Raw genomic sequence first — 25954 nt, forward strand, 5'->3', positions numbered from 1 at the left:
TGTTCCGCGCGTCCGGTTGCCCTGCATTTCGGCGCTGGCTAGGCTCGCCCAGTCGACCGAGAACCCAATAGTTCAGCGTTGCGGAATTGCCTTTCCGGGCACGGGGAGCCAGCCGCCGGGTGTTGGAGTGCCCGGCGGCCAGACCCGCCATTACCCGACGCCGACCGAACAGATCCGTGAGGTGGTCCCATGACGCGCCCAGACGACGAGTTCCCCCCACTCGACGTCACTTCGACGCTCAATCTCGGTTCGCTCGACGAAGTGCTGGAGGGGCCGGACACCGATGTGGTGCCGAGCCGGATGTCCGGTTCGTTGCCGCCGGGTATGGCGCTGCTGGTGGTTCGCCGGGGTCCGAACGCGGGTGCCCGGTTCCTGTTGGATCACGATGTGACGACGAGTGGTCGTCACCCGGACAGTGACATCTTCCTCGATGACGTGACGGTGTCGCGGCGGCACGCCGAGTTCCACCGTGACGGTGGGACGTTCACGGTGCGGGACGTGGGGAGCCTGAACGGCACGTACGTGAACCGGGAGCGGGTCGAGGCGGCCACGTTGAGCAATGGTGACGAGGTGCAGATCGGCAAGTTCCGGGTGGTGTTCATCGCCGGTCCGCGTCCCGAGGAGGGGGCCGGCCGGGGGTGAACGAGCCTGCGGCTTCCACGCCGCCCGAGGCGGCCCGTGCGCGCCCGCTGATGAGTATCGGTGAGGTGCTGGGTCAGCTGCGGGTTGATTTCCCGGACGTGACCATTTCGAAGTTGCGGTTCCTCGAGGCCGAGGGTCTGGTGGAGCCGCAGCGGACGGCGGCGGGTTACCGGAAGTACAGCTGGGACGATGTGGCGCGGTTGCGGTTCGTGTTGACCGCGCAGCGGGACCAGTATCTGCCGTTGCGGGTGATCCGTGATCAGTTGGCGCAGTGGGACGCGTCCGGGGAGTCGCCGGGTCGGCAGCGGCCGACGTTGGTGGCGGTGGGTCCGGACGGTGAGGTTCCGGGGCGGGTGCCGGAGGAGCCGGCCGGGTCGCCGCAGGTGCGGCTCGGCCGGTTGGATCTGGTGGCGCGGAGCGGGATCGACGAGTCGACGCTGGGCGAGTTGGAGCGTCTCGGTGTGGTGGTGTCGGATCCGCCGGGTTGGTACGACGACGATGCGTTGATCATCGCGCGGGCGGTGGCGGGTCTGGCGGCGTACGGGTTGGAGCCGCGGCATCTGCGGGCGTTCCGGACGGCGGCGGATCGGGAGGCCGGTCTGTTCGCGCAGTTGGTGACGCCGTTGGCGCGGCAGAGTGATCCGGCGGCGCGGGCGCGTGCGGCGGAGACGGCGCGGGAGTTGGTGGCGTTGTCGCAGCAGTTGCATGCGGCGTTGGTGCGGGTGGGGTTGCGTTCGACGTTGGGTCGGTGATCCGGCGGGGGCCGTGCGGAAAGATCTTCCCCGGGAAGCGTGTCGTAGGCTTGCCGGGGTAACCCCTTTCTGGCGCGGGCGTGGTGCGGGTAGCGCATGGGACGGCCGTGTCGCGGTCCGTGTACCGTGCAGGGAAGGGCGCGGTGCGGCGTAGGTGACAACGACACGGAGGCGTCGGTGCGCGAGCTGAGCGTGGTCGGAGTTCGGGTGGAGCTGCCCAGCAACCAGCCGATCGTCCTGCTCAGGGAGGTCGAGGGTGACCGTTATCTGCCGATCTGGATCGGCGCGGTCGAGGCGACGGCGATCGCCTATGAGCAGCAGGGGGTCAAGCCGGCCCGGCCGCTGACCCATGATCTTCTGCGGGACGTGTTGGCGGCGTTGAAGGCGCCGTTGCAGGCGGTGGAGATCACCGAGTTGAAGGAGAACGTCTTCTACGCCGATCTGTTGCTCGGTGACGGGGTGCGGGTCTCCGCGCGGCCGAGTGATTCCATCGCGTTGGCGTTGCGGGTCGGTGCGCCGATTCGTTGTGCGGAGGAGGTCCTCAGCGAGGCGGGGATCGTCATTCCGGACGAGCAGGAGGACGAGGTGGAGAAGTTCCGCGAGTTCCTGGACCAGGTGCGTCCGGAGGATTTCGCCGGCTGATCGCGGCCTTCTGCGGGGCGTCACTTTCGGTGACGTTCCGGTGCGGTGGGTGATCTTCGTTTGTCGTGGTGCGGCGTGTCGCGACGTTTCCTGCGGGGCAATCTTTCAAGGCGGCTATAGGGTTGCCGTGTCGAGGGGTGCACACGTTGCGGAAGCGGCGTGTCACCGCACTGGCGGGGAGGTTGTCCGGATGCACGAGCCGCGAGATTTCGATCCGGGTACGGAGCTGGACGAGCCGGGTGTGGCGCCGCCGGGTTGGGCGACCGAGGGTGACGGTGCCGTGGGGTACCGGGGTGTGACGGCCTGCCACGCCGTGGGGATCAGTTACCGCCAGTTGGATTACTGGGCCCGCACCGGGTTGGTGGTGCCGGGTGTGCGCGACGCTTCGGGTTCGGGCACGCAGCGGTTGTATTCGTTCCGGGACCTGGTGGTCCTGAAGGTGGTGAAGCGCCTGCTGGACGCCGGGGTGTCGTTGCAGAACATCCGGAAGGCGATCGAGGCGTTGCGGTCGCGTGGGGTGGCGGACCTGGCGGGCATCACGTTGATCTCCGATGGTACGACCGTGTACGAGTGCCGGTCGCCGGAGGAGGTGGTCGACCTGTTGCAGGGTGGCCAGGGCGTGTTCGGCATCGCGATCGGTGGGGCGTTCAAGGAGATCCAGGGTTCGTTGTCGCACCTGCCGTCGGAGCCGGCGACGTCGGTGGAGCCGCAGGTGGCGGCTGATCCGGTGGGTGACGAGTTGGCGGCGCGTCGGGCGCGTCGTCGGGCTGGTTGATCGCCGGAGGCAGGCCGGGGTTTGCCTCGTTGGCGCCCTGAGGGACAGCCGTTGCGGTGATGTCCAATCTGGCCCTGCTCGGAGGCAATTGTCGACAGTGGACGCCTTGGGCACGAGTCGCCTTGTTGACAGTCATTGCGTCACCGTGAATCCTGTTGTGCGGCGTTCACGATCTTCTACGTGCATATCACTCCCGGTGATGTGCCGGAGCGGTTCGGCGAACCTGTACGGACGACGTAGAAGGCGATGGCGACGCCTGCCCGACGATCGGATTTGAACGAGAGTGCAGACTGACTATCACGTCGACGCAATGGTCTTGGATGCCAGGGAGCGTGTCGCGGACGGCGGCGCGTCGGGCTGTCCGGTGGCTCACGCCTCCTGGCCGCAGGAACCCCTGGTGGAGGACGTCGCGGCGGAGGCCGTCGAGTTCTTGCAGCTTTACCACGCGGAGCGACGGCTGCCGGGGCTGATCGGGCGGATCGCGCAGGTCCGGGAGGAGATCGCGCTGACCGGCACGTACCGGCACACCACGGAGGAGTTGGCGTACGGGGCCAAGGTGGCCTGGCGGCAGTCGGTGCGTTGCGTGGGGCGGGTCCGGTGGGCGGGGTTGAAGGTCCGGGACCGGCGTGAGGTGACGACGGTGGCGGGCATCTCGCAGGAGTTGGCGCGGCACCTGGCGGTGGCGGACAACGGTGGGCGGATCCAGTCGGTGATGACGGTGTTCGCGCCCGACCGGCCAGGGGTGGGGCCGCGGGCGCGGATCTGGAACGACCAGTTGATCCGGTACTGCGGGCATCGGACGGACGACGGGTCGGTGCGGGGTGATCCGGCGCAGGTGGCGATGACCGATGCGGTGCGGCGCCTGGGGTGGCGTCCGCCGGCGGTACCGGGTCGGTTCGACCTGTTGCCATGGGTGATCGAGACGGCGTACGAGGATCCGACGGTGGTGGAGGTGTCCCGGGACCTCGTTCGGGAGGTCGCCCTGGTGCATCCGGAGTATCCGTGGTTCGAGGATCTGCGGCTGCGCTGGCATGCTCTGCCGGTGATCAGCAACATGCGCTTGCGGATCGGTGGGGTGGACTACAGCTGCGCTCCCTTCAACGGTCACTATCTGAGTGATGAGATCGGTACCCGCAACATGGGTGACCGGGACCGCTACGACCAGTTGCTGCCGGTGGCCCGCGGGCTGGGGTTGGACACCTCCCGCACGGACAATCTGTGGCGCGAGCACGCCGTGTTGGTGATCAACCAGGCGGTGTTGCACTCGTTCCGGCTGGCCGGTGTGCGGGTGTCGGATCCGCACACCGAGTCGGAGCAGTTCATGAGGTTCTGTGAGTTCGAGGAGCGGGCGGGTCGGCCGGTGCATGGTGACTGGTCGTGGCTCAACGGCAGTGTGGGGTGGGCGGCGTTGCATGCCGTGCACCACCGCTACTACGACGAGAGGATCCCGAACCCGAACCTGTGGCAGGCGGAGCGTGCGTACGGGGCGGCGGGTGTGTCGCAGCCGACCCTGCGGCAGCGTCATGACGTCGCTCGTCGGCAGGAGGGCTGAGGCATGGATATCGCGGCGTTACGTCAGAGTTGGGCCCAGCTCTGCGTGGCCGGTCCGGAGGCGGCGAAGCACTTCTACGCGACGTTGTTCGTGATCGCGCCCGAGGTCCGCACGATGTTCCCCACCAACATGGAGTACCAGCAGGACAAGTTGCTCGCGGCGTTGGGGCATGTCATCACCCACATCGACGACGAGGCGGTGGTGATGTCGTTCGCGCAGCGGTTGGGGGCCGACCACCGCCGGTTCCAGGGGCAGGACCGGCAGGGTCGGCCGGTGCCGATGGCGGAGTGGCACTACAGCCAGGTCGGGCAGGCGCTGCTGTTGACGTTGGAGCGGTTCCTGGGGCCGCGGTGGACGCCGGAGCTGCGTACGGAGTGGGCCGCGGCGTACGAGTTGGTGTCGCGGTTGATGCTGGCCGGGGCCGCGGAGGCGGTGCGGTCGTCGCCGCCGTACTGGGAGGCGGAGGTGGTGAGGGTGCAGCGGCGGCGGTCCGACGTGTGTGTGTTCACGGTCCGCCCGAACTATCTGTGCGAGTACCTGCCGGGGCAGTCGTTGCCGGTGCAGGTGCCGCAGTTGCGGACGTGGCGCTATCTGTCGCCGGCGAACGCGCCACGACCGGACGGGACGATCGAGTTCCACGTCCGCGCCACGGGACGGTTCTCCACCCATCTGGTGCGCAAGGTGCGCGAGGGCGACCGATTGTTGTTGGGGTTGCCGGTGGGTGAGGCGTTGTCGTCGTACGACCGGTCACCGCACCTGCCGCTGCTGCTGGTGGCCGGGGGCACCGGGCTGGCGCCGTTGCGGGCGGTGGTGGAGGCGTTGCAGCGGGGACCGGGGCGTCCGACGACTCTGGTGGTGGGCGGCAAGACGCCCGACGACCTGTATGACGACCGGGTGTTGCGGGAATTGGCGGCGATGCCGCCGGCGGGGTCGTGGCGCTCCGGTGAGGTCGGTGGCTGGCTCCGTTACGTGCCGACGGTGGAGAGCGGCTGGCAGTGGCAGGGTGCGATCGGTACGGCCGCTCACACCGCGGCGCGGTTGGGTCCGTGGCGGGACACCGACGTGCTCGTGTGCGGCAGTCCGGAGATGACCCGGGAGACGGTCAGCGCCCTGGTCTCGTCGGGGGTGACGCCGGAGCGGATCCTGACCGAAAGTTACGATCACTCCCTCTACCCACCACTGGCGAGCGCGGCTCCCGCCGCACCGCGCGACTTGAGTTGGACAGGTGCGCGATGAGCATCGATCACGGTGACCGGGTGGTCGCCGATCCGCACGGTGAGCTGACCCGGTCGGTGGCCGCGTTGGAGGCGCGCCGGTTTCGGGGCGGCCGGTGGCTGTCGGCCGACGAGGTCGCCGGCTTGGCCCGGTCGGCGGACGAGCGGGTGGCGTTGCTGGGTGGTGAGGTGAACCGGCTGCGGCGGGAGAACGAGGCCCTGGCGCGGCAGGTGGAGATGTTGCGCCACGGCGCGTTGCCGAGCACCGCCCCGCAGGGCCCGGACCCGATGGTGATCGAGTTGGCGGTGCGGGCGCAGGACGAGGCGAACCGGACGATCAGTGAGGCCAGCGCGGAGGGCGCGGAGATCATCGCCGACGCGCGGCGTCAGGCCCAGGAGATCATCGCGGAGGCGCACGTGGTGGCCGGGGATGTTGCCGGCCTGGCGGGGGACGAGGGGTTGCCGCGGCGGGTGCGGGAGTTGGAGGGCCGGCAGGCGGCGTTGGCGGCGGCGTTGGCGGCGGCGCAGCAGCACCTGAGCCGGTGGCAGGCGCACCTGTCGCAGCAGTCGGAGCAGTTGCGCACCGACGCGGCTGCTGCCGGGGAGGTCAGCGCGCAACTGCGGGCCGTGCTCGGCGAGTAGCGGCGTCCGGTCCCGTCGGCGGCGGGGTCAGTGCCGGTCGACGGCGGCGACGGCGTCGGCGATGGGGGTGTCGCCGCCGACGACTTCGAGGATCGTGCCGGCGCTGTGCGGGTGGTAGAGCAGTGCGACCAGCAGCCGGGCGACGTCGGTGCGGGTGACGGCGCCTGCGGGTACGTGCCGGGCGAGGGTGATCCGTCCGGTGGGTGGGTCGTCGGTGAGGCGGCCGGGACGCAGGATCGTCCAGTCGAGGTCGCGGCCGGTGAGGTCGTCCTCGGCGGCCTTCTTCGCCCGTAGGTACGCGGTGAACACCTCGTCGGTGCCGGCGGGTGGTTCGTGTTCGACGCCCATGGCGGACAGCAGCAGGTAGCGGCGGACGTTGGCGCGTTGCGCGGCGTCGGCGAGCAGGACAGCGCCGGCGCGGTCGACGGTGTCCTTGCGGGCGGCGCCGCTGCCGGGGCCGGCGCCGGCGGCGAAGCAGACGGCGTCGGCGTCGTGCAGGTGTTCGGCGAGTTCGTCGACGCCGGTGTGTTCGAGGTCGGCGACGACGGGGTGGGCGCCGGCGGCGCGGAGTGCGGCGGCGTGGTCGGGGTTGCGGATCAGGCCGACGGCGGTGTCGCCGCGGCCGGCGAGTTCGCGGTGGGCCAGTTGGGCGATCTTGCCGTGTCCTCCGGCGATGACGACGCGCATACCGTCAACCTAGCCGCCGTCCGGCTGCGGCGCCTGCGGACGGCGTGGGCCGCGCCGGCCGCCACCGTCCCGGCGCACCAGTCACCGCCACACCCGCCCGGCACCCGCGGACGCCGTTCGCCGGTGGCCGGAGTCTGAGGCAGCATGGACGGGTGACGGAGACGGTCGACGCGCTGGCGGCCCTGGTGGCCGGTGGTGGTGTCGTGGTGTTGAGTGGGGCGGGCCTGTCCACCGAGTCGGGCATCCCGGACTACCGGGGGCCCAGCGGTACGGCGCGGCGGCACACCCCGATGACGTATCAGGTGTTCACGGGTGACGTCGCGGCGCGGCGGCGCTACTGGGCGCGTAGTCATCTGGGGTGGCGGGTGATCGCGCGGGCGGCCCCGAACGAGGGGCATCGGGCGGTGGCGCGTCTGGAACGTGCCGGGTTGGTCGAGGGGATCATCACGCAGAACGTGGACGGATTGCACACCGCCGCGGGTAGTTCGGGGGTGGTGGAGTTGCACGGCCGCCTCGACGAGGTGGTGTGTCTGGGCTGCGGCAACCGGACGTCGCGGGAGGAGTTGGACCGGCGGCTGCGGGAGGCGAATCCGGGTTTCGGGGCGCGGGTCGCGGCGGTGAATCCGGACGGTGACGTGGATCTCGCCGACGACGAGGTGGCCGCGTTCCGTACGGTCGACTGCGCGTTCTGTCGGGTCGGTGTGTTGAAGCCGGATGTGGTGTTCTTCGGTGAGACGGTGCCGGCGGCGCGGGTGGCCCGCTGTTTCGACCTGGTGGCGCGGGCGCGGTTGTTGTTGGTGCTGGGGTCGTCGTTGACGGTGATGTCGGGTCGCCGGTTCGTGGTGCGGGCGGCGAAGCTGGGTGTTCCGGTGGTGATCGTCAACCAGGGGCCGACGCGGGGTGACGGGTACGCGGCGTTGACCGTCGACGCGCCGTTGGGTCGGCTGTTGCCGGCGGTGGCGCAGCGGGTGGCCGGCGGGGTGTTGCCGGTGGGTTGACGGGCGTGGGTCGGTGGCGGCCTGTCGGGGTGTGGGTCGGGGGGCGCTGGTAGCGTTGACCATGCCGGTAGCACCCACGTGGGAGAGACCGCCCGACGGCATTGCGGGCGGCGCCGAAGGGGCAAATCCTCCCCGGAACCTCTCAGGCAAAAGGACCTCGTGGGCAGGCACTGTGGAGCGCCTCGCGGGCGCGACAGAGGGGGAGGCCGACCTGTCGACCTCGCCCCCCGGGAGCGCCGCCCATGACCGTAGAGCAGTTCGCCGACCGCCACATCGGCCCGGACCCGGACGACGAGCGCCGGATGTTGGAGGCCGTCGGCTACGGCTCGGTCGAGGAGCTGATGGACGCGGCGATTCCCGAGGTGATCCGTTGGCACGGGACGCTGGATCTGCCGGAGCCGGCCAGCGAGCACGACGCGCTGGCCGAGCTGCGGGCGTTGGCGGCCCGCAACACGGTGGCGGTGTCGATGATCGGGTTGGGGTACCACGGCACGCACACCCCGGCGGTGATCCGCCGTAACGTGCTGGAGTCCCCGGCCTGGTACACGGCGTACACGCCGTATCAGCCGGAGATCAGTCAGGGGCGGCTGGAGGCGTTGCTGAACTTCCAGACCATGGTCTGCGATCTGACCGGGTTGGCGACGGCGAACGCGTCGATGCTCGACGAGGCCACGGCCGCGGCCGAGGCGATGACGCTGGCGCGGCGGGCGTCGAAGAGCAGGAGCGCGGTGTACGTGGTCGACGCCGACACGCTGCCGCAGACCATCGCGGTGATCACCAGTCGGGCCGAGCCGCTCGGCATCGACGTGCGGGTCGTCGACACGGGGCGCGACGAGTTGCCGGCGGAGTTCTTCGGCCTGCACCTGCAGTACCCGGGGGCGTCGGGGGCGGTGCGCGATGACGCCCGGCTCGTCGGGGCCGCCCACGAGGTCGGGGCGTTGGTGACCGTGGCGGCGGACCTGCTGGCGCTGACGCTGCTGCGCGCGCCGGGGGAGATCGGCGCCGACATCGTCGCCGGCACCACGCAGCGGTTCGGGGTGCCGATGGGTTTCGGTGGGCCGCACGCCGGCTATCTGGCGGTGCGGGCGGGGTTGGAGCGGATGCTGCCGGGCCGGCTGGTGGGGGTGTCGCGTGACGCGGACGGCAATCCGGCGTACCGGCTGGCGTTGCAGACCCGGGAGCAGCACATCCGGCGGGAGAAGGCGACGAGCAACATCTGCACGGCGCAGGTGCTGCTGGCGGTGATGGCCGGCATGTACGCCGTCTACCACGGTCCGGACGGGCTGCGGGGGATCGCCCGGCGTACGCATGACATGGCGGTGCGGTTGGCGGCGACGCTGCACCACCTCGACGGCGTCGAGGTGGTGCACGAGGCGTTCTTCGACACGGTGCTGGTGCGGGTGCCCGGCGACGCGGAGGCGGTCGTCGCCGACGCCGCGGCCCGAGGTGTGAACGTGCGGCTGGTCGACGCCGACCACGTGGGGGTGTCGTGCGACGAGACGACCACGGTGGCGCACCTGCGTACGGTGTGTGCGGCGTTCGGGGCGACGCGGGGCGGTCGGGCGGTGCCGGTGGTGGACGGGCCGGTCGGGCAGGCGTTGCCGGCGGCGTTGGCCCGTACGTCGGACTTCCTCACCCACACGGTGTTCCGCAGCCACCATTCCGAGACGGCGATGCTGCGTTACCTGCGGCGGTTGTCGGACTTCGACTACGCCCTGGACCGGGGGATGATCCCGCTCGGGTCGTGCACGATGAAGCTCAACGCCACCACCGAGATGGAGCCGGTGAGTTGGCCGGAGTTCGCCCACATCCACCCGTTGGCGCCGGACGCGCAGACGTCCGGCTACCGGGAGATGATCTCCCAGTTGGAGGGGTGGCTGGCGGAGGTGACGGGCTACGACGCGGTGAGCGTGCAGCCCAACGCCGGGTCGCAGGGTGAGTTGGCGGGTCTGCTGGCGATCCGCGCCTACCACCGGGACCGGGGTGAGGGGCACCGGGACGTGTGTCTGATCCCGTCGTCGGCGCACGGCACCAACGCGGCGAGCGCGGTGATGGCCGGCATGCGGGTCGTGGTGGTGGGCTGCGACGACGGGGGCAACATCGACCTGGTGGACCTCGACGCGAAGATCGACAAGCATCGGGACGCCCTCGCGGCGATCATGGTGACGTACCCGTCGACGCACGGGGTGTACGAGACGGGCATCGCGTCGCTGTGCGCGAAGGTCCACGACGCCGGCGGGCAGGTGTACGTCGACGGGGCGAACCTCAACGCGCTGGTCGGGTTCGCCCGGCCCGGCAGGTTCGGGGCGGACGTGTCGCACCTGAACCTGCACAAGACGTTCTGCATTCCGCACGGCGGTGGTGGGCCGGGGGTGGGTCCGGTGGGGGTGCGGGCGCACCTGGCGCCGTTCCTGCCGGGTGATCCGCTGGGTGTGCGCGTCGACGGCCGGCCGGCGATCTCGGCGGCCCGGCACGGGTCGGCGGGGATCCTGCCGATCCCGTGGGCGTATCTGCGGATGATGGGCGCGGCGGGGCTGGTGCGGGCCACCGGGGTGGCGGTGCTGGCGGCGAACTACGTGGCGGCGCGGCTGCGCGGGCACTTCCCGGTGCTGTACGCGGGCAACAAGGGCCTGGTGGCGCACGAGTGCATCCTGGACCTGCGGCCGCTGACGAAGGCGACGGGCGTGAGCGTGGACGACGTGGCGAAGCGGCTGATCGACTACGGGTTCCACGCGCCGACGATGTCGTTCCCGGTGGCGGGGACGCTGATGGTGGAGCCCACTGAGAGTGAGGATCTGGCGGAGCTGGACCGGTTCTGCGACGCGATGATCGCCATCCGTGGGGAGATCGACAGGGTGGGTGCGGGGGAGTGGCCGGCCGGCGGCAACCCTCTTGCGAACGCGCCGCACACCGCGGCGATGGTGTCCGGGGACGAGTGGCCGCATCCGTACCCGCGGTCGGTGGGCGCGTACCCGGGCGGGGTGCAGCGGGCCGGGAAGTACTGGCCGCCGGTGCGGCGCATCGACGGCGCGTACGGCGACCGGAACCTGGTGTGTTCCTGCCCGGCGCCGGAGGCGTTCGAGAGCTGACGTCGCGTGACGCCGGGGCGGGCGTGGTGCCGCCCCGGCGGGTGTGCCGACCTGGGCGGGGGGTGTCCCGACCGGGGGACTAGCCTGGATCGGCGCGTCTGAGATGCGTGACGCAGGGTGACGGAGTCAGGCGACGAGGGCGTGTCGGGCCGGGCCGCGGTGGGGGGCGATGCTGCTGCCGTCGGGGAGGAGTTCGCCGGTGTCCTCGAAGACGATGACACCGTTGCAGAGCAGGCTCCAGCCCTGCTCAGGGAAGCAGGCGAGGACCCGGGCGGCGTCCCGGTCGGTCGCTTCGGCGGAGGGGCAGGTGGGTTGGTGCTGGCACATCGGGATCTCCGGACTGTGGGGGCACTGTGTCATGGTTCACATGACCAGTGACGCACAGTACCAAGCGAAAGCGGCCCGCATCGAGCAGGTATGCGCGTCGTTTCACCGAAATCCACTGAACGGATGAGGGCTCATGGGCCGGACGGCGTGGAAACGCTCCCACGGGTAGGGGTCGACGTGCCGGGCGCGCCGGCCGCCTGCCGCCGTACGCTCGTCGAGCGGGCCCGCTGGCAGTGGCGGCCCGCCGACGGCGGGGACCCGGCGGCGCAGGCCGAGCAGTTCCTCGCCGCGCACGGCCTGCCGCTGCACGACCTGGCCCGCCCCGCCCCCCGCCACGACCCGGCCGGAGTGTGCGGGGCCGCCCTCTACGTCTCCGCCGCCGCCGGCGCCGCCCTGACCGGCGGGCCGAGCGGCGCGCCCAACCCCGTGGCCACGCTGCCGGAGCTCGCCGTGGTCGTCTACGGCCACGGCCCGACCGCGCCGCCCCCTGCCACGCCACCCGCGGCGCGGTGGTGGCGCGGCACCTTCGTGGAGAGCTGGTCGCCACGCCAGCACGCCGAGGCCGTGCGCGCCGTGCGCGCGGCCATCGGCCGCGGCGACGTCTACCAGGTCAACCTCGTCGGGCACGCCGCCGCCCGCTACACCGGCGACCCCCTGCCGGCCCTGAGCCGGCTGGCCGCGCTGCCCGGCGCCAGCTACGGCGGCACCCTCACCGGGGCGGGCTGGGCGATCGGCTGCGCCAGCCCCGAGACCCTCGTGGAGCTGACCGACGGCCGGCTGATCACCAGGCCCATCAAGGGCACCCGGCCCGCCACCACCGCCGGACGCGCCGAACTGCTCGCCTCGGCCAAGGAACGCGCCGAGCACGTGATGATCGTCGACCTGGAACGCAACGACCTGGCCCGCGTCGCGCGCACCGGCAGCGTGCGCGTCGACGAACTGTTCGCCGTACGCCGCTGGTGCGACCTGTGGCAGGCGGAGTCGACGGTGTCGGCGGCGGTCGCCGACGGGCTCGGCCTGGCGGACCTGCTGCGTGCGGTCTGCCCCGGCGGCTCGGTCACCGGCGCCCCGAAGCTCGCCGCCCTGGAGCACGTCGCCGCGCTGGAGCCGGTCGGTCGCGGCGCCAGCATGGGCGCCCTCGGCTGGGTCGCCCCGGGACGCCTCGACCTGGGCCTGACCATCCGCACCGCCGCCGTGGACGCCGAGCGGGTGCACGTCTGGGCGGGCGGGGGCATCACGTGGGGCAGCGACCCCGACGCCGAGGTCGCCGAGGCTGCCGCGAAGGCCGCCCCGGTGCGCGCGGCGCTCGGCGGCCGCTGAACGGTACCGCCAACGCTCGCGCGAGCCTGTCAGCGGCGGTCGGCGAAGTCGTCCAGCGCCGCCACGACCCGCTCCGCCATGCCGTTGGCGGAGCCGTGTCCGGCGGCCTCCAGCAGCTCCAGCCGGGCGTCGGGCCAGGCCTGCGCCAGCTGCCACGCCACCTCCGGTGGGCTGCTGATGTCGAGCCTGCCGTGCAGGAGCACGCCGGGGATGCCGGCCAGCCGCCCCGCCTCGCGCAGCAGTTGCCCCTCCGGCAGGAAACACCCGTTGCGCCAGTAGTGGGTGACCAGCCGCGCCTGCAACATCCGGAACACCGGGTCGTCGTAGCGGGGGTCGGGCCGGTGCCCGGGGGCGGTGGCGACGTGGGTGTCCTCCCAGTCGCACCACTGCCGCGCGGCCCGCTCGCGTACCGCCGGGTCCGGGTCGGCCAGCAGCCGGGCGTACGCGTCGGCCAGGTCGCCGTCGCGGTCGGCCGGCGGCACACCGTCACGGAAGCGCGCCCACTCGGCGGGGAAGATCCGCCCCATCTCCCGGGTGAGCCACCCGATCTCCCGGCGGGTGCCGGCGGTGACGCTGAACAGCACCATCTCGCTGACCCGCCGCGGGTGCCGCTGCGCGTACGCCAGGGCGAGGGAGGCGCCCCACGACGCGCCGAGCACCAGCCACCGCCGCACGCCGAGGTGCTCGCGCAGCAGCTCGATGTCGGCGATCAGATGGTCGGTGGTGTTGGTGGACAGGTCCACGGCCGGGTCGGCGGCGTGCGGGGTGCTGCGGCCGCAGCCGCGCTGGTCGAACAGGGTCACCCGGTAGCGGGCCGGGTCGAAGAAGGTCCGCCAGCCGGGCGTGCAGCCGGAGCCGGGCCCGCCGTGCAGCACCACGGCCGGCTTGCCGTCCGGATTGCCGCAGGTCTCCCAGTAGACGCGCTGCCCGTCGCCGACGTCGAGCATTCCCTGCGCGTACGGCTCCACCGCCTGGTAGCGCTGCGCCATCGTCGTGTCCTCCTCATCCCCGATACAACAGCGCTGTTACATTAGCGGCGTGGTGGACGTACCGGAACGTGAGGCCCTGGGCACCCTGCTGCGGCACGTACTCGAGGTGCTCGACGGCGACGTGGCCACCGTCTACGCCGAACGGGGCCTGGCCGACTACCGGCCCCGGTTCTCGGTGCCGCTGCGGGTGCTGCGCGCCGACGGGCCACTGCCCATCCGCGACCTGGCCCGCCGGGTCGGGGTCACCCACTCGGCGGCCAGCCAGACCGTCGCGCAGATGGCCCGCGCCGGCCTGGTCGAGCTGACCGCGGGGGCGGACGCCCGGCAACGCATCGTGCACCTGGCCGAGCGGGCCCACGAGCTGCTGCCGCTGATCGAGGCGGAGTGGGCGGCCACGACCGCCGCGATTCGTGACCTCGACGCGGAACTGTCGGTCCCCCTGGCCGACCTGCTCCAGGAGGTCCTCGCCGCGGTGCGCCGACGGCCACTGCGGCAACGCATCGCCGACGCGGGCCTGCCACCGCCGACCTGACCGCCACACCCCGCAGCCGCCGCACCCACCGACCGGCCCCCGGTCCGCGCGGACCGTACGGCATACGGTACGGCGCACGCTACAGTGCCGGCATGACGACCGAGTACAGCGGCACCGGCGACCCCGCGCGCAGCCTCGCCCTGCTCTGGCGCACCCGCGAACGCACCAGCCGCAAGGGCCGACCCGACCTGTCCGTGGACCGGATCGTGCGCGCCGCCGTCGAGGTGGCCGACACCGAGGGCCTCGCCGCCCTGTCCATGCGCCGCGTCGCCGAACGCCTCGGCGTGGGCACCATGTCCCTCTACACCCACGTGCCCGGCAAGGGCGAACTGCTCGACGTCATGCTCGACACCGTCTACGGCGAGACCACCCGCCCCGACGACGTGCCCGGCGGCTGGCGCGGCCGGCTCACCCACATCGCCCGCGACACCTGGGCGCTCTACCTGCGCCACCCCTGGCTGCTCCAGGTCGCCACCACCCGCCCCCCGCTGGGCCCCAACGTCATCGCCCGCTACGAGTACGAACTGCGCGCCGTCGACGGCATCGGCCTGACCGACCTCGAGATGGACGCCGTCGTCACCCTCGTCTCCGGCTACGTCCACGGTGCCGTACGCAGCGCCGTGGAGACCGCCCAGGCCGCCGCGCGCACCGGCATGACCGAGCAGCAGTGGTGGCACGCCCACGCCCCCTACCTGGAGAAGGCCCTCGACCCGCGCCGCTACCCCCTCGCCGCGCGCGTCGGCACCGCCGCCGGCCAGGAACACCAGGCCGCCGCCGACCCCCACGGGGCGTTCGAGTTCGGCCTGGCCCGCATCCTCGACGGCATCGAGGTGCTCGTCGCCGCCCGCCCGCACGCCGCCGGGTCCACGGGCGACCGATAACCTTGCCGGCATGACGATGCGCCCCATCAGGATCATCGGTGACCCCGTGCTGCGTACCCCCAGCGAGCCGGTCACCAGCTTCGACGCCGAACTGCGCGCCCTGGTCACCGACCTGATGGACACCCTGCTCGGCGCGCCCGGACGCGCCGGCGTCGCCGCCCCCCAGATCGGCGTCAACGTGCAGGTGTTCGTCTACGACGCCGACGGTCACCGCGGGCACCTGGTCAACCCGACGCTGGAGCTGTCGGAGGAACTCCAGGACGACGACGAGGGCTGCCTGTCGATCCCCGGGCTCTACTTCCCGACCACGCGCGCCCTGCACGCCACCGCCCACGGCTTCGACCAGCACGGCGAGCCGCTGAGCATCTCGGGCAGCGGCTTCCTCGCCCGGGCCCTGCAACACGAGACCGACCACCTCGCCGGGCGCCTCTACGTCGACACCCTGCGCGGCGACACCCGCCGCAAGGCGCTGCGGGAGATCCGCGCCGGCCGCTTCGACTCGCCCCGCCGCCGCGCCTGACCCGCCCGCACCCCGCTCGCCCACGCCCCCCCCCCGGCGCCGACCGACCCGGCGGCGGGGGTCGTGCCCCGGCTCACCCGGCGGCGTGGGCGCGCAGCGCGTACTCGCCGTAGTCGGCCACCCGGGTGAAGCCCAGCCGTCCGTAGAGCCGCACCGCCGCCGCGTTGTCCGCCTTCACGTTGAGCGTCACGTGCGTGACGTGCTCGCGCAGCCGCCGGCACAGCGTGGCCACCACCGCGGCGGCCAGGCCCCGCCCGCGCCACCCGGGATGGGTGGTCACGTTGCCCAGCGCCGCCACCCGGTACGCGGGGGAGAACACGTGCACCCCGGCGACCGCCACCAGCTCACCGCCGAGGCGCAGACCCACGTACTGGCCGGTGTCGAGCATCCGCGGGTCGAACCAGTTGCCCGGGTACGCCACGTCGTACAGCCGGCGCAGGGTCGGCAGGTCACCGGCGTCCAGGACCGTGCCGGCCGGGTCCACGGCCGCCAGCCGCGCCGGATCGGTCAGTGCCATCCGGTGGTGCGGGCCGGCGGCGTCCATCCGGAACGCCGGGGCCAGGGCCGACTCCACGCCGGGGGAGAGGTGCGCCCACAGGCGGGCCGGCAGCACCGGCGCCAGCTGGCGCAGCAGCGCCGCCAGCCGGTCGGCCCGGGACGGGGCCGCGAACGCCAGCAACGTGGGCGTCTCGGCGCCGTGGTAGAGCAGCGCCACCTCCTCGCCCTGACGAAACCAGCAGGTGTACGGCCAGAAGAAGTCGTCCAGGTCACCCAACTGGTACGCGTGCAGCACCGGGTCCCGCCCGAGCAGAGCGGCGAGGACGGCCCGGTCGTGTTCGGCGCGCACCGGCATCCGCCGATGATCACACACCAGTGTGCGTGCTCCTCAGCAGCCCGACGCGGGGGCCGCGTCCTCGGCGGGGAGGTTGTCGTGCGCCCACCGGCCCAACGCGTGCAGCACCGGCAGCAGTGCCGCGCCCGGCTCGGTGAGCTCGTAGCTCACCCCCACCGGGGGCCCCTGCCGGACCGTCCGGTTGACCAGCCCGAGGCGGGCGAGCTCGCCCAGCCGGTCGGAGAGCACCGACTCGCTGATCCCGGGCAGGGCGCGGGTCAACTCCGCGAACCCGGCCGGCCCGTCGGCGAGGGTGCTCAGGAGCATGCCGTTCCACCGCTTGCCGAGCAACGCGAAGGCCCGGGCGACGCCCCCGTCACACGTGCGGGGCGTGGCGCCCACCTGCGGCCTGACCGTCATGACCCCAGGATACGGGGGAGATCGCCGAAACCTTTGAGCTACTAAAAAGCTAGCTGCTACCGTTATCGAAGTCATGTGAGCCGATCACCCTGGAGACACCCGATGACCGACACCCACACGCCCCTGATCAACCTCGACCCCCACGCCCAGGCGCTGCTGTTCACCGACGCCCGCACCGCCAACACCTTCACCGACGAACCCGTCACCGACGAACACCTGCACGCCATCTACGAACTCGCCAAGTACCCGCCCACCGCCGCCAACACCCAACCCCTGCGCATCCTCTACGTCCGCCCCGGCGAGGGACGCACCCGCCTCGTCACCCACATGAACGAAGGCAACCGCGCCAAGACCGCCACCGCACCCATGGTCGCCGTCCTCGCCGCCGACACCGACTTCCACGAACACATCCCGCACGTGTTCCCCGTCCGGCCCCAGATGCGCGACGACCTCGCCCCCAACCCCGACGCCCGCGAGCGCATGGCCCGCTTCAACGCCACCCTCCAGATCGGCTACTACCTGCTCGCCGTACGCGCCGCCGGCCTCGCCGCCGGCCCCATGGCCGGCTTCGACGCCGCCGCCATCGACCGCGAGTTCTTCGCCGACAGCACCTGGAAGACCCTGCTCGTGGTCAACATCGGCCGCCCCGGCGAGAACGCCTGGTTCCCGCGCCTGCCCCGCCTCGACTACACCGACGTCGTCCGGCACGCCTGAACGACCCGCACACCCAGTGGGTGGCGCGCCCCCGTCAGGCCGCCACCCACTGGTCGAACCCCAACTTGCCGACCAACGCGACCACCACCACCAACAACACGACCCGCACGAAACCCGAACCACGCCGCAACGCCATCCGCGCCCCCAACGCCGCCCCGGCGATGTTGCACACCGCCATCGCCGCCCCCAACAGCCACCACACGTGCCCCGTCGCCGCGAACACCGCCAACGCCCCCAGGTTCGTACCCACGTTCACGACCTTCGCCATCGCCGAGCCGTGCACGAAATCCGCCCCCACCAACGCCGTGAACGCCACCACCAGAAACGTCCCCGTACCCGGCCCCACCAACCCGTCATACAGGGCGATAACCACCCCCGCCACCACCACCGCCACACCCACCCGCACCCGCGTACGCCGGTGCGGCTGCGCCACCACCCCCAACCGCGGCCGCAACAACACGAACGCCGCCACCGCCAGCAACACCACCAACACCACCGGCCGGTACGCCGACGCCGGCACCGCCCCCGCCAACGCCGCGCCCACCCCCGCGCAACACATCGCCAACCCCGCCGCCGGCCCCGCCACCGCCCAATCGATCTTCGTACGCCGCGCGTACGTCACCGCCGCCGTCGCCGTACCCGCGATCGCCGTCAACTTGTTCGTGCCCAACGCCGACGCCACCGGCATCCCCGGCGCCGCCACCAACAACGCCGGCAACAACAGCAACCCACCACCACCCACCACCGCGTCGATCCAACCGGCGATCGCGGCCGCGGCGAGCAGAGTGCTCAGAGACAGGGGATCCACATCCACGGGCCGCCATTCTTCCCACCCGCACCCGCCCGACGACGCCCCCTGTGGCCAGCCTCACCAGCACCGACCCCGCACGTCCTCGGTGATGCCGATGTCGTGGTCGAGCCGCGCGCCGCCGGCACGACCGCAGACGGTGTGGCCCGCGCCGAAACGACGTGCCGACACGGCCGCAGCCGGCCTCGCGCCCACAGCGAAATGCGCGGCCGGCCCGCCGGTGTCAGCCGGAGGTCCTGCCGGTCTGCCGCGCGTCAGCGCGCCGGGCCACCCGGCCGGGCCCCCTCGGCGAGCGGCGTCGCCGGGGCGGAGACGGCCGGCCGACCCGACCGGGACCCCCGCGCCACCCACATCGCGATGCCAGTCGCACCGGTGCCGACCACCGCGAGCACGACCACCGGCACACCGAACAGAAACGCCGGCCGCCAACCCAACCTCTGCGCCAGCACACCGCTCACGACCGGTGCGAGCAGCAGAGCGGTGCCGAGCGCGAGGCCGAGCACCAGCCGCGCCCCGGACCGCCGGCGGCCCAGCTGACCGGACAGGGCGACGGCGACCCCGATCGCGGTTCCGGCACCCAGTCCCACGACCACCAGCCCGGCCCCCATCAGCACCGCCCCCGGCGCGAACGCGCACACCACGCTCCCCAGCAGCAGGAACACCAGCGCCGGCACCCCGGTCGCCGTGGGCCACCGCCGACCGAGCAGGTACCCGGGCACGAGCAGAACCGCCACCACCACGTACGGCACCACCACGGTCACCGTCATCGCCGCGGTGGACAGTCCAAGGTCATTCCTGATCGCGGCACCCAACGGCCCGATCGGCGCGGCGAGCATCCCGGCAGCGACCATCGCGCCGAACGCAGGGCCGACAAACGACCAGAGCGGGCGAACCACCGGCGAACCGGCCGGCGCGGGCTGTCCGGATGCATCCATGCCGGCGAGTGTAGGCACGGCGCGCGGAATCCGACGCTCCGCCCCGGCACAGCAGCACAACACCCGGCAACCCACCCACCGGCACGTAGGGTGCAAACGTGCGCCTGGCCACCTTCAACCTGCTGCACGGTCGATCCCTCACCGACGGGCTCGTCGACCCCGCCCGGCTCACCGCCGCCGTCACCGCCCTCGACGCCGACATCCTCGCCCTCCAGGAAGTCGACCGCGACCAGAGCCGCAGCGGCAACCTCGACCTCACCGCCATCGCCGCCCAGGCCCTCGGCGCCGCCGAGCACCGCTTCGCCGCCGCCGTCGTCGGCACCCCCGGCGAACAGTTCCGCCCCCTGACCCACGACGACGACGGACACGGCGAACCCTGCTACGGCGTCGGCCTCGTCACCCGCCACCGCGTCCACACCTGGCAGGTCACCCGACTGCGCCCCGCCCCCGTACGCTCACCCGTCTACGTCCCCGGCCCCCGCGGCGGCCTCATCCTCCTGCACGACGAACCCCGCGTCGTCCTCGCCGCCGTCCTCGACACCCCACACGGCCGACTCACCGTCGCCGCCACCCACCTGTCCTTCGTCCCCGGCTGGAACGCCCACCAACTCCGCCAGACCGTCCGCGCCCTCCGCACCCTACCCGCCCCACGCATCCTCCTCGGCGACCTCAACCTGCCCGCCGGCCCCGCCCGACTCCTCACCGGCTGGCGCCCCCTCGGCCGCCGCCCCACCTACCCCGCAGGACAACCCCGCGTCCAACTCGACCACATCCTCGCCGACCGCCACGGCATCGACCAGCTGCCACCCGTCACCGCCGTGCACACCCCCCTGTCCACCATCTCCGACCACCGCCCCCTCCTGGTCGACCTCGGCTGACCCACCCCAGTGGCAGGGGACAGGACACCCCTCACCAGCCGTCGCGTCACCGTCACCCCACCCAGCGTTGACACCGCCCGCCCGCATCGGCAAAGGTCTCTGGCGTGACGGCATCCACCCCAGGCCCGACGAGCCACCACCACGCCACCGAACACCACCGGTACGTCATCATCGGAGCCGGACCAGCCGGCCTCCAACTCAGCTACTACCTCCAACAGGCCGGCTGCGACTACGTCACCCTCGAACGCGCCCCCGCGCCAGCCCAGTTCTTCCGCCACTTCCCCCGACACCGCCGGCTCATCTCCCTCAACAAGGTCCACACCACCAGCACCGACCCCGAGATCCGGCTGCGCTGGGACTGGAACTCCCTGCTGCACGAACCCGCCGACCTGCCCTTCGCCAAATACAGCAGCGAATACTTCCCCCACGCCGACGACATGGTGCGCTACCTCACCGACTTCCAGCGCTACCACCAACTCGCCGTACGCTTCGACACCCCCGCCCAGCGCATCGAACGCCTCGACGACGGCTTCCTCATCCACACCCCCGAACACGTCCTGCACTGCCACTGCCTCATCGTCGCCACCGGCTGGGGCCGCCCCAACATCCCCGACATCCGCGGCATCGAACACGCCACCGGCTACGAGGACATGCACACCGACCCCGCCACCTACGCCGGGCAACGCATCCTCATCCTCGGCAAGGGCAACTCCGCCTTCGAAACCGCCTCAGCGCTGCTCGACCACGCCGCCATGATCCACCTCGCCAGCCCCCGCCCACTACGCCTCGCGTGGAACACCAAACACCCCGGCGACGTCCGCGGCCACCACGGCGCCGTCCTCGACAGCTACCAGTTCAAGACCCTGCACTCCGTACTCGACTGCGTCATCGACGACATCCGCCCCCTCGACAACCGCTACCAGGTACACCTCACCTACACCCACGCCGACGGCGAAACCGCCGTCATGGAATACGAAACCGTCCTCCGCTGCACCGGCTTCACCATGGACACCACACCGTTCGACCCCACCTGCCGACCCGACATGGTCCCCAGCGGCCGCATGCCCGCCACCACCAGCGACTGGCAGTCCACCAACATCGACGGCCTCTACTTCGCCGGCACCCTCGCCCAGGACCGCGACTTCAAGAAGGCCTCCTCCGCCTTCATCGACGGCTTCCGCTACAACCTGCGGACCCTCACCGCCCTGCTACGCGAACGCTACGACGGCGTACCCCTGCCACACACCCTCGTCGCCCCCGACGCCGACACCCTCACCACCCTCGTCCTCGACCGCGTCAACTGGAGCTCCGCACTGTGGACCCAGTTCGAATTCCTCTGCGACGCCCTCGTCGTCGACCCACACGGGCAGCTACGCCACTACATCGACCTGCCCGAGGACCACATCCGCGCCCGCTTCCGCGACCACCCGCACTACTACACCGTCGGCCTGCGCTGGGGCCGCGACGACCACGGCGACGTCTTCGCCATCGAACGCCACCCCCAACCCGACCGCGCCGCCGAAAGCGCCTTCATCCACCCCGTCATCCGCCGCTACCACGGCGACACCCTCGTCGAGGAACTGCACCTGCTCGAAGACCTGCTCGCCGAATGGCGCCGCCCCGAACGCCACGTGACACCCCTGCGCGACTTCTTCACCCGGGAACTGCACCGCGACCGCTGACCCGACCAGCGACAGCCCCCACCCACCTACGCCGGCTGCCGCTCATCCACCACCGTCTGCGCCACCAGAAAATCCACCACATCCGTCAACCGACCCCGCCGACCCGCCGCCGCCCGCTGCCGCACCGCACCGCTACCCGCCACCAGCAACCGCTGCGACCAACCCCGCACCAACTCCTCGTCCCCACACGCCCGCAACACCGGCCCCAACCACTGCACCAACTCACCCAGCACCTCCCGCGCCGGACGCAACCGCCCCGAACCCGCCTCCAGCAACGACCCCTCCACACCATCCCGCGCCGCCCGCCAGTACGCCGCCCGCAACCACTCCCCGGCAACCTCCGGACCATGATCACCCCGATCCACCGCCTCCAACGCCCGCACCACCAACGCCCGCACCACCGCCGCCACCAACGCCGACTCCTGCGCCGACACCGGCACATCCGCCACCCGCACCTCCAACGTCGGATGCGTCACCGACGGCCGGATGTCCCAGAACAACGTCCCCGCATCCACGATCGCCCCCGCCGCCGACAACATCTCCACCACCCGCTCGTAGTGCCCCACCGACGTGAACCGAGGCGGCGGCCCCGCCACCGGCCACCTCGGCCAGATCATCGACCGCCAACTCGCATAACCCGAATCCCGCCCCTCCCAGAACGGCGAATTCGCCGTCAACGCGATCAACAACGGCAGATGCGCCCGCAGATGATTGCTCACCAGCAACGCCCGCTCCCGATCCGGCAACTCCACATGCACGTGCACCGCACAGATCGCCAACTCGTCGTGCAATCCCCGAAACGTCGCCGTACCCCGATCCGGCCGCGGCCCCCGCCGCACCGGCGGCGACACCGCCCCCGCCAACACCGGCGTACCGGTCGCCACGATCCGCAACCCCTCCGCCGCCGCACACTCCGCCACCACCCGACGAGCCTCGACCAACTGCGCCAACAACCCCCGCACCGACGACGTCGGATCCGTCCTGGTCTCCACATGCAACGTCGTGATCTCACCCGACACCCGCGAACCCAACCGCTGCACCGCCCGACCCACCACCGCGTCCGCCCCCGCCACCACACCCCGACTCACCGGATCAACCAGCAGAAACTCCTCCTCCACCCCCAACCGGGGAACCGACACCACACCATCCCCACCACCCTGCACCGGCACCACGACCTCCACTCACGACACCCGCACCACGCCTCGACACGAACAGGCCGACAGGGTAGCCCGGACCAGTGACCAACGGGACACCCACAGTCAACCCGTCACACGCAACCGCGGACACCACACCCACCCACACCTGTGGCAAGCTGACCCCAGACGCGACTGGCGGCCAGAGGATGGACACCAAACCATCGGGGAGCTCCACGCGCGGAGGTCGACCGCCTGGGCCCCGCCGGCAGAGGAGCACCATGCCCACCGCCCGACTCCTGCCCGGCACCCCCGTCGCCGAACGCATCCTCACCGACGTCGCCGCCGGCGTCAGCGCACTACGCGCCGCCGGCACCACCCCCGGCCTCGCCACCATCCTCGTCGGCGACGACGACGCCAGCGCCGGCTACATCCGCATCAAACAACGCCAGGCCACCGAACTCGGCTTCACCTCACCCCACGTACACCTGCCCGCCACCGCCACCCAGGCCGACCTGCACCACGCCATCGCCGACTTCAACACCGCACCCGACGTCCACGGCCTGCTCATCCAACACCCCATCCCCGCGCACCTCGACTACGACCGGGCCCTGCAAACCATGGACCCCGACCTCGACGTCGACGGCATGCACCCGCTCAACATGGGACGCCTCGCCCTCGGCCTGCCCGGACCCCTGCCGTGCACACCCGCCGGCATCGAAGCCCTGCTCGCCCACCACGACATCCCCGTAGCCGGCCGCGACGTCGTCATCCTCGGCCGCGGCGCCACCCTCGGCCGCCCCCTCGCCCTGCTGCTCACCCAGAAACGACCCACCGCCAACGCCGCCGTCACCGTCGTACACACCGGCGTCCCCGACTGGGCCACCCACACCCGACGCGCCGACATCCTCATCGCCGCCGCCGGCGTCCCCGGCATCATCCGACCCGAACACATCCGCCCCGGCGCCGTCGTCATCGGCGGCGGAGTCCGCTACGAAGGCCGCCGCCTCCTACCCGACGTCGACGAATCCTGCGCCGACGTCGCCGGCGCCATCACCCCCCGCGTCGGCGGAGTCGGCCCCACCACCGTCGCCATGCTCTTCCGCAACGCACTCGACGCCGCCCGCCGCGCCACCGGCCACCCCTGACCATCCCGGCCCGACGCCGGGTCACCCCGCCGGCCCTCGCCTGCTCCGCCGCCCGCACCCCGGCGGCGGAGCAGGCCGACACACGCCGACCGCGCCCGCAGAACGTCCCGTGCCGCGCCCCTCGACGCCGCCGCAACCGCCGACCTGCGGCCTCACGACCGCGCGACACGCTCCGCCGGCACCAACCCCGCCAACGCCCGATTGGTACGGTTGGACCGCACCGCCTCGCGCTGCTGCCCCGCAGTCACCTCGATGTACGTCTGCGACGACGCCAACGACGCGTGCCCCAACAGCCGCATGATCTCCGCCGCACTCGCCCCGTCCTCCGCCAACCGCGTCGCGAAGGTGTGCCGCAGCGCATGCAACCGCGCTCCGCGCGGCACCCGGTCGCCGATGCCCGCCCGCCGATAGCAGGACTCCACCAGGTACTGCAACCCGCCCCGGCGCAGCGGCTCGCCCCGACGGTCCACCAGCAGCGGCGCGTCCGGCCGCACCGTACGCGACCCGAACCGGCGCACCCGGCTGTCCAGATAGCCCACCAGCACCCGGTCAAGCTCCGGCTCGATCGGCACCACCCGGGGCCGGCCGCCCTTGCCCGCGACGTCGACCCGCCGCTCACCCGGGCGACCCGCCAGCGATCCCACCCGTAGCGCCAGCAGCTCCGACAGCCGCAGCCCCGCGCAGAGCGCCAACGCCAGCACCGCCAGGTCGCGCTCCGGCCACGGATCGCGTTGCCGGCCGTCGTCGCGGGCCACGGAGGCGAGCAGCCGCTCGGGGGTGTCGGCGCCCCGCAGCGGCTTGGGCTGGGGGAGCGGCGCCCGGGGCCGGCCGACCGCCGGCATCGGGTTGCCGGCGACCACCCCGTCGGCGACCAGGAAGGAGAAGAAGTTGTTCCAGGTGGACCAGGCGCGGTGCACCGACGCCGCCGCCCGGGGCGCGGCGAACCGGGCGAACGCGGCACGCATGACACGGGCAGTGAGGGCGGCGACGGGCAGCGCGTCGAGGGGGAGGGGAGGGGTGCTCACCTCGCCCGCCAGCGCGGCGACGGCGTGCAGGTCCCGTCGGTACGCCTGCAACGTGTGGGGGGAGGGCTTGCGGGTGGCGCGGGCGGTCAGGAACTCTTCGATCCAGCGCTGTACCGATTCGTCCTGTTTGTCATGCATAAGGGATATTATGCATGAATTTCGGGTTCGCCGGCAACGGCGGGAGAGGGGGAGGGCGTGCGGCGCTTCGTACTGACCGGTGCACCGGGGGCCGGGAAGACGACGATCGTCGACGAACTGCGCCGGCGCGGGTGGGCCGTCGTCGCCGAAGCGGCCACCGACATCATCACCGCACAGCAGGCGCGGGGCGTCGCCGCGCCGTGGCAGGAAGCGGGCTTCGTCGACGCGGTGGCGCGGCTCCAGCGGGAGCGCCGCGAGGCGCCCGGGGCGTACGCCTCGGTGCAGGTCCACGACCGGTCGCCCCTGTGCACGTTGGCCCTCGCGCGGTATCAGGGCCGCCTGGCGGGGCGCGTGCTCGTCGAGGAGGTGGAGCGGGTGCTGCGGGACGGCACCTACCAGCGCGAGGTGTTCCTGGTCCAGCCGCTGGGCTTCGTCACGGCCACCGCGGCCCGCCGGATCGGCTACGCCGAGTCGCTGGCGTTCGCCCGCGTGCACGAGGAGGTCTACCGCGCGCACGGTCACCGTCTGGTCGTGGTGCCGCCCGCGCCGGTGCGTACGCGGGTGGCACTGGTGGAGGCGCACCTGCGCCGCTTCGTCGGCCTGCCGTCCGACCCGGCCGAGGGAGTGCCCGATCCGATCTACTTGACATAATGTGCATTATCGAACTGCTTGTAATGCC

Annotated in this window: 27 protein-coding genes and 1 riboswitch; of the genes, 18 read left to right on the top strand and 9 right to left on the bottom strand. The window is 72.1% G+C overall.

Going from position 1 to position 25954, the window contains the following annotated elements:
* Positions 1-189: 189 nt before the first annotated feature.
* The 7 genes from ACGFIG_RS27395 to ACGFIG_RS27425 all read left to right on the top strand — a co-directional run bounded on the left by ACGFIG_RS27395 (position 190) and on the right by ACGFIG_RS27425 (position 6219).
* On the top strand, positions 190-642 hold the full coding sequence (locus ACGFIG_RS27395; RefSeq protein ID WP_089000305.1) for an FHA domain-containing protein: 453 nt from the start codon (positions 190-192) through the stop codon (positions 640-642).
* Positions 643-692: 50 nt separating this feature from the next.
* The gene (locus ACGFIG_RS27400) at positions 693-1394 is read left to right on the top strand and encodes a MerR family transcriptional regulator (RefSeq protein ID WP_393007663.1); all 702 of its coding nucleotides are present in this window, start codon (positions 693-695) and stop codon (positions 1392-1394) included.
* A 177-nt stretch (positions 1395-1571) separates the two neighbouring features.
* Complete coding sequence (locus tag ACGFIG_RS27405) at positions 1572-2036, top strand: bifunctional nuclease family protein (RefSeq protein ID WP_132237713.1); 465 nt, start codon at positions 1572-1574, stop codon at positions 2034-2036.
* A 190-nt stretch (positions 2037-2226) separates the two neighbouring features.
* Positions 2227-2811: a MerR family transcriptional regulator gene (locus tag ACGFIG_RS27410; RefSeq protein ID WP_393007665.1), complete on the top strand. Its 585-nt coding sequence runs from the start codon at positions 2227-2229 to the stop codon at positions 2809-2811.
* A gap of 310 nt (positions 2812-3121) precedes the next feature.
* Positions 3122-4363, top strand: a complete 1242-nt coding sequence (locus ACGFIG_RS27415; protein ID WP_393007667.1) for a nitric oxide synthase oxygenase — start codon at positions 3122-3124, stop codon at positions 4361-4363.
* Between the two features lie 3 nt (positions 4364-4366).
* On the top strand, positions 4367-5599 hold the full coding sequence (locus ACGFIG_RS27420) for a globin domain-containing protein (protein ID WP_393007669.1): 1233 nt from the start codon (positions 4367-4369) through the stop codon (positions 5597-5599).
* On the top strand, positions 5596-6219 hold the full coding sequence (locus ACGFIG_RS27425) for a hypothetical protein (RefSeq protein WP_393007671.1): 624 nt from the start codon (positions 5596-5598) through the stop codon (positions 6217-6219). Before ACGFIG_RS27420 ends, ACGFIG_RS27425 begins: the two co-directional genes overlap by 4 nt.
* A 27-nt stretch (positions 6220-6246) precedes the next feature.
* On the opposite strand, the gene ACGFIG_RS27430 is transcribed toward ACGFIG_RS27425, so the two are convergent.
* Positions 6247-6906 carry an NAD(P)H-binding protein gene (locus ACGFIG_RS27430; RefSeq protein ID WP_393007673.1) on the bottom strand — a complete coding sequence of 220 codons (660 nt, stop codon included), beginning with the start codon at positions 6904-6906 and terminating at the stop codon, positions 6247-6249.
* A gap of 152 nt (positions 6907-7058) precedes the next feature.
* On the opposite strand from ACGFIG_RS27430, the gene ACGFIG_RS27435 reads away from it, so the two are divergent.
* Positions 7059-7904, top strand: coding sequence for an NAD-dependent protein deacetylase (locus ACGFIG_RS27435; RefSeq protein WP_393007675.1), 846 nt, complete (start codon positions 7059-7061; stop codon positions 7902-7904).
* A gap of 69 nt (positions 7905-7973) precedes the next feature.
* Positions 7974-8072, top strand: a riboswitch (glycine riboswitch).
* Between the two features lie 74 nt (positions 8073-8146).
* The gene (gene gcvP, locus ACGFIG_RS27440; RefSeq protein WP_393007677.1) at positions 8147-10993 is read left to right on the top strand and encodes an aminomethyl-transferring glycine dehydrogenase; all 2847 of its coding nucleotides are present in this window, start codon (positions 8147-8149) and stop codon (positions 10991-10993) included.
* A gap of 126 nt (positions 10994-11119) precedes the next feature.
* Here gcvP and ACGFIG_RS27445 read toward each other — a convergent pair whose 3' ends face one another.
* Positions 11120-11320 (bottom strand): DUF5999 family protein, encoded by a 201-nt coding sequence (locus ACGFIG_RS27445; RefSeq protein WP_151456036.1) that lies wholly within the window; start codon positions 11318-11320, stop codon positions 11120-11122.
* A 123-nt stretch (positions 11321-11443) separates the two neighbouring features.
* On the opposite strand from ACGFIG_RS27445, the gene ACGFIG_RS27450 reads away from it, so the two are divergent.
* Positions 11444-12640, top strand: coding sequence for a chorismate-binding protein (locus ACGFIG_RS27450; RefSeq protein WP_393007679.1), 1197 nt, complete (start codon positions 11444-11446; stop codon positions 12638-12640).
* Between the two features lie 29 nt (positions 12641-12669).
* Here ACGFIG_RS27450 and pip read toward each other — a convergent pair whose 3' ends face one another.
* A complete protein-coding gene (gene pip, locus ACGFIG_RS27455; protein WP_393007681.1) occupies positions 12670-13629 on the bottom strand; it encodes a prolyl aminopeptidase in 960 nt (319 codons plus the stop codon).
* Positions 13630-13678: 49 nt separating this feature from the next.
* Here pip and ACGFIG_RS27460 point away from each other — a divergent pair, with 49 nt between their 5' ends.
* From ACGFIG_RS27460 to def, 3 genes are all read left to right on the top strand, one after another.
* The gene (locus ACGFIG_RS27460; protein ID WP_393007683.1) at positions 13679-14161 is read left to right on the top strand and encodes a MarR family winged helix-turn-helix transcriptional regulator; all 483 of its coding nucleotides are present in this window, start codon (positions 13679-13681) and stop codon (positions 14159-14161) included.
* Positions 14162-14253: 92 nt separating this feature from the next.
* Entirely contained in the window at positions 14254-15042 is a 789-nt protein-coding gene (locus ACGFIG_RS27465) for a TetR/AcrR family transcriptional regulator (protein WP_393007685.1), read from the top strand.
* Positions 15043-15052: 10 nt separating this feature from the next.
* Positions 15053-15562 carry a peptide deformylase gene (def, locus tag ACGFIG_RS27470; protein ID WP_393007687.1) on the top strand — a complete coding sequence of 170 codons (510 nt, stop codon included), beginning with the start codon at positions 15053-15055 and terminating at the stop codon, positions 15560-15562.
* A 73-nt stretch (positions 15563-15635) separates the two neighbouring features.
* Here the strand turns inward: def and ACGFIG_RS27475 are convergent, their stop codons facing one another.
* Complete coding sequence (locus ACGFIG_RS27475; protein ID WP_393007689.1) at positions 15636-16415, bottom strand: GNAT family N-acetyltransferase; 780 nt, start codon at positions 16413-16415, stop codon at positions 15636-15638.
* 33 nt (positions 16416-16448) lie between these two features.
* Positions 16449-16814: a winged helix-turn-helix transcriptional regulator gene (locus ACGFIG_RS27480; RefSeq protein ID WP_393007691.1), complete on the bottom strand. Its 366-nt coding sequence runs from the start codon at positions 16812-16814 to the stop codon at positions 16449-16451.
* Positions 16815-16916: 102 nt separating this feature from the next.
* On the opposite strand from ACGFIG_RS27480, the gene ACGFIG_RS27485 reads away from it, so the two are divergent.
* The gene (locus tag ACGFIG_RS27485) at positions 16917-17528 is read left to right on the top strand and encodes a malonic semialdehyde reductase (RefSeq protein WP_393007693.1); all 612 of its coding nucleotides are present in this window, start codon (positions 16917-16919) and stop codon (positions 17526-17528) included.
* A 34-nt stretch (positions 17529-17562) separates the two neighbouring features.
* Here ACGFIG_RS27485 and ACGFIG_RS27490 read toward each other — a convergent pair whose 3' ends face one another.
* Positions 17563-18336, bottom strand: coding sequence for a sulfite exporter TauE/SafE family protein (locus ACGFIG_RS27490; protein WP_393007966.1), 774 nt, complete (start codon positions 18334-18336; stop codon positions 17563-17565).
* A gap of 254 nt (positions 18337-18590) precedes the next feature.
* Positions 18591-19271, bottom strand: a complete 681-nt coding sequence (locus ACGFIG_RS27495; RefSeq protein ID WP_393007695.1) for an MFS transporter — start codon at positions 19269-19271, stop codon at positions 18591-18593.
* Between the two features lie 98 nt (positions 19272-19369).
* Here ACGFIG_RS27495 and ACGFIG_RS27500 point away from each other — a divergent pair, with 98 nt between their 5' ends.
* Both ACGFIG_RS27500 and ACGFIG_RS27505 read left to right on the top strand, forming a co-directional pair.
* Positions 19370-20149, top strand: coding sequence for an endonuclease/exonuclease/phosphatase family protein (locus tag ACGFIG_RS27500; RefSeq protein ID WP_393007697.1), 780 nt, complete (start codon positions 19370-19372; stop codon positions 20147-20149).
* Between the two features lie 104 nt (positions 20150-20253).
* A complete protein-coding gene (locus ACGFIG_RS27505; RefSeq protein WP_393007699.1) occupies positions 20254-21831 on the top strand; it encodes an NAD(P)-binding domain-containing protein in 1578 nt (525 codons plus the stop codon).
* Between the two features lie 26 nt (positions 21832-21857).
* On the opposite strand, the gene ACGFIG_RS27510 is transcribed toward ACGFIG_RS27505, so the two are convergent.
* Complete coding sequence (locus ACGFIG_RS27510) at positions 21858-23012, bottom strand: glutamate--cysteine ligase (protein WP_393007701.1); 1155 nt, start codon at positions 23010-23012, stop codon at positions 21858-21860.
* A 233-nt stretch (positions 23013-23245) separates the two neighbouring features.
* Here ACGFIG_RS27510 and ACGFIG_RS27515 point away from each other — a divergent pair, with 233 nt between their 5' ends.
* A complete protein-coding gene (locus tag ACGFIG_RS27515) occupies positions 23246-24112 on the top strand; it encodes a bifunctional 5,10-methylenetetrahydrofolate dehydrogenase/5,10-methenyltetrahydrofolate cyclohydrolase (protein ID WP_393007703.1) in 867 nt (288 codons plus the stop codon).
* 152 nt (positions 24113-24264) lie between these two features.
* Here ACGFIG_RS27515 and ACGFIG_RS27520 read toward each other — a convergent pair whose 3' ends face one another.
* Entirely contained in the window at positions 24265-25275 is a 1011-nt protein-coding gene (locus tag ACGFIG_RS27520; protein WP_393007705.1) for a tyrosine-type recombinase/integrase, read from the bottom strand.
* A gap of 57 nt (positions 25276-25332) precedes the next feature.
* On the opposite strand from ACGFIG_RS27520, the gene ACGFIG_RS27525 reads away from it, so the two are divergent.
* On the top strand, positions 25333-25926 hold the full coding sequence (locus ACGFIG_RS27525; protein ID WP_393007707.1) for an AAA family ATPase: 594 nt from the start codon (positions 25333-25335) through the stop codon (positions 25924-25926).
* The last annotated feature ends 28 nt before the right edge of the window (positions 25927-25954 follow it).

Origin of the sequence: Micromonospora sp. NPDC049048 (assembly GCF_043197615.1) — a bacterium.
Classification (GTDB): Bacteria; Actinomycetota; Actinomycetes; order Mycobacteriales; family Micromonosporaceae; genus Micromonospora.

Excerpts from the sequence above, each read along its gene's own strand:
- ACGFIG_RS27395 (WP_089000305.1), top strand. The coding sequence starts at position 190 with ATGACGCGCCCAGACGACGAGTTCCCCCCACTCGACGTCACTTCGACG.
- ACGFIG_RS27400 (WP_393007663.1), top strand. The coding sequence starts at position 693 with ATGAGTATCGGTGAGGTGCTGGGTCAGCTGCGGGTTGATTTCCCGGAC.
- ACGFIG_RS27410 (WP_393007665.1), top strand. The coding sequence starts at position 2,227 with ATGCACGAGCCGCGAGATTTCGATCCGGGTACGGAGCTGGACGAGCCG.
- ACGFIG_RS27415 (WP_393007667.1), top strand. The coding sequence starts at position 3,122 with ATGGTCTTGGATGCCAGGGAGCGTGTCGCGGACGGCGGCGCGTCGGGC.
- ACGFIG_RS27420 (WP_393007669.1), top strand. The coding sequence starts at position 4,367 with ATGGATATCGCGGCGTTACGTCAGAGTTGGGCCCAGCTCTGCGTGGCC.
- ACGFIG_RS27425 (WP_393007671.1), top strand. The coding sequence starts at position 5,596 with ATGAGCATCGATCACGGTGACCGGGTGGTCGCCGATCCGCACGGTGAG.
- ACGFIG_RS27430 (WP_393007673.1), bottom strand. The coding sequence starts at position 6,906 with ATGCGCGTCGTCATCGCCGGAGGACACGGCAAGATCGCCCAACTGGCC.
- gcvP (WP_393007677.1), top strand. The coding sequence starts at position 8,147 with ATGACCGTAGAGCAGTTCGCCGACCGCCACATCGGCCCGGACCCGGAC.
- ACGFIG_RS27445 (WP_151456036.1), bottom strand. The coding sequence starts at position 11,320 with ATGTGCCAGCACCAACCCACCTGCCCCTCCGCCGAAGCGACCGACCGG.
- ACGFIG_RS27450 (WP_393007679.1), top strand. The coding sequence starts at position 11,444 with ATGAGGGCTCATGGGCCGGACGGCGTGGAAACGCTCCCACGGGTAGGG.
- pip (WP_393007681.1), bottom strand. The coding sequence starts at position 13,629 with ATGGCGCAGCGCTACCAGGCGGTGGAGCCGTACGCGCAGGGAATGCTC.
- ACGFIG_RS27465 (WP_393007685.1), top strand. The coding sequence starts at position 14,254 with ATGACGACCGAGTACAGCGGCACCGGCGACCCCGCGCGCAGCCTCGCC.
- def (WP_393007687.1), top strand. The coding sequence starts at position 15,053 with ATGACGATGCGCCCCATCAGGATCATCGGTGACCCCGTGCTGCGTACC.
- ACGFIG_RS27475 (WP_393007689.1), bottom strand. The coding sequence starts at position 16,415 with ATGCCGGTGCGCGCCGAACACGACCGGGCCGTCCTCGCCGCTCTGCTC.
- ACGFIG_RS27480 (WP_393007691.1), bottom strand. The coding sequence starts at position 16,814 with ATGACGGTCAGGCCGCAGGTGGGCGCCACGCCCCGCACGTGTGACGGG.
- ACGFIG_RS27485 (WP_393007693.1), top strand. The coding sequence starts at position 16,917 with ATGACCGACACCCACACGCCCCTGATCAACCTCGACCCCCACGCCCAG.
- ACGFIG_RS27495 (WP_393007695.1), bottom strand. The coding sequence starts at position 19,271 with ATGGATGCATCCGGACAGCCCGCGCCGGCCGGTTCGCCGGTGGTTCGC.
- ACGFIG_RS27515 (WP_393007703.1), top strand. The coding sequence starts at position 23,246 with ATGCCCACCGCCCGACTCCTGCCCGGCACCCCCGTCGCCGAACGCATC.
- ACGFIG_RS27520 (WP_393007705.1), bottom strand. The coding sequence starts at position 25,275 with ATGCATGACAAACAGGACGAATCGGTACAGCGCTGGATCGAAGAGTTC.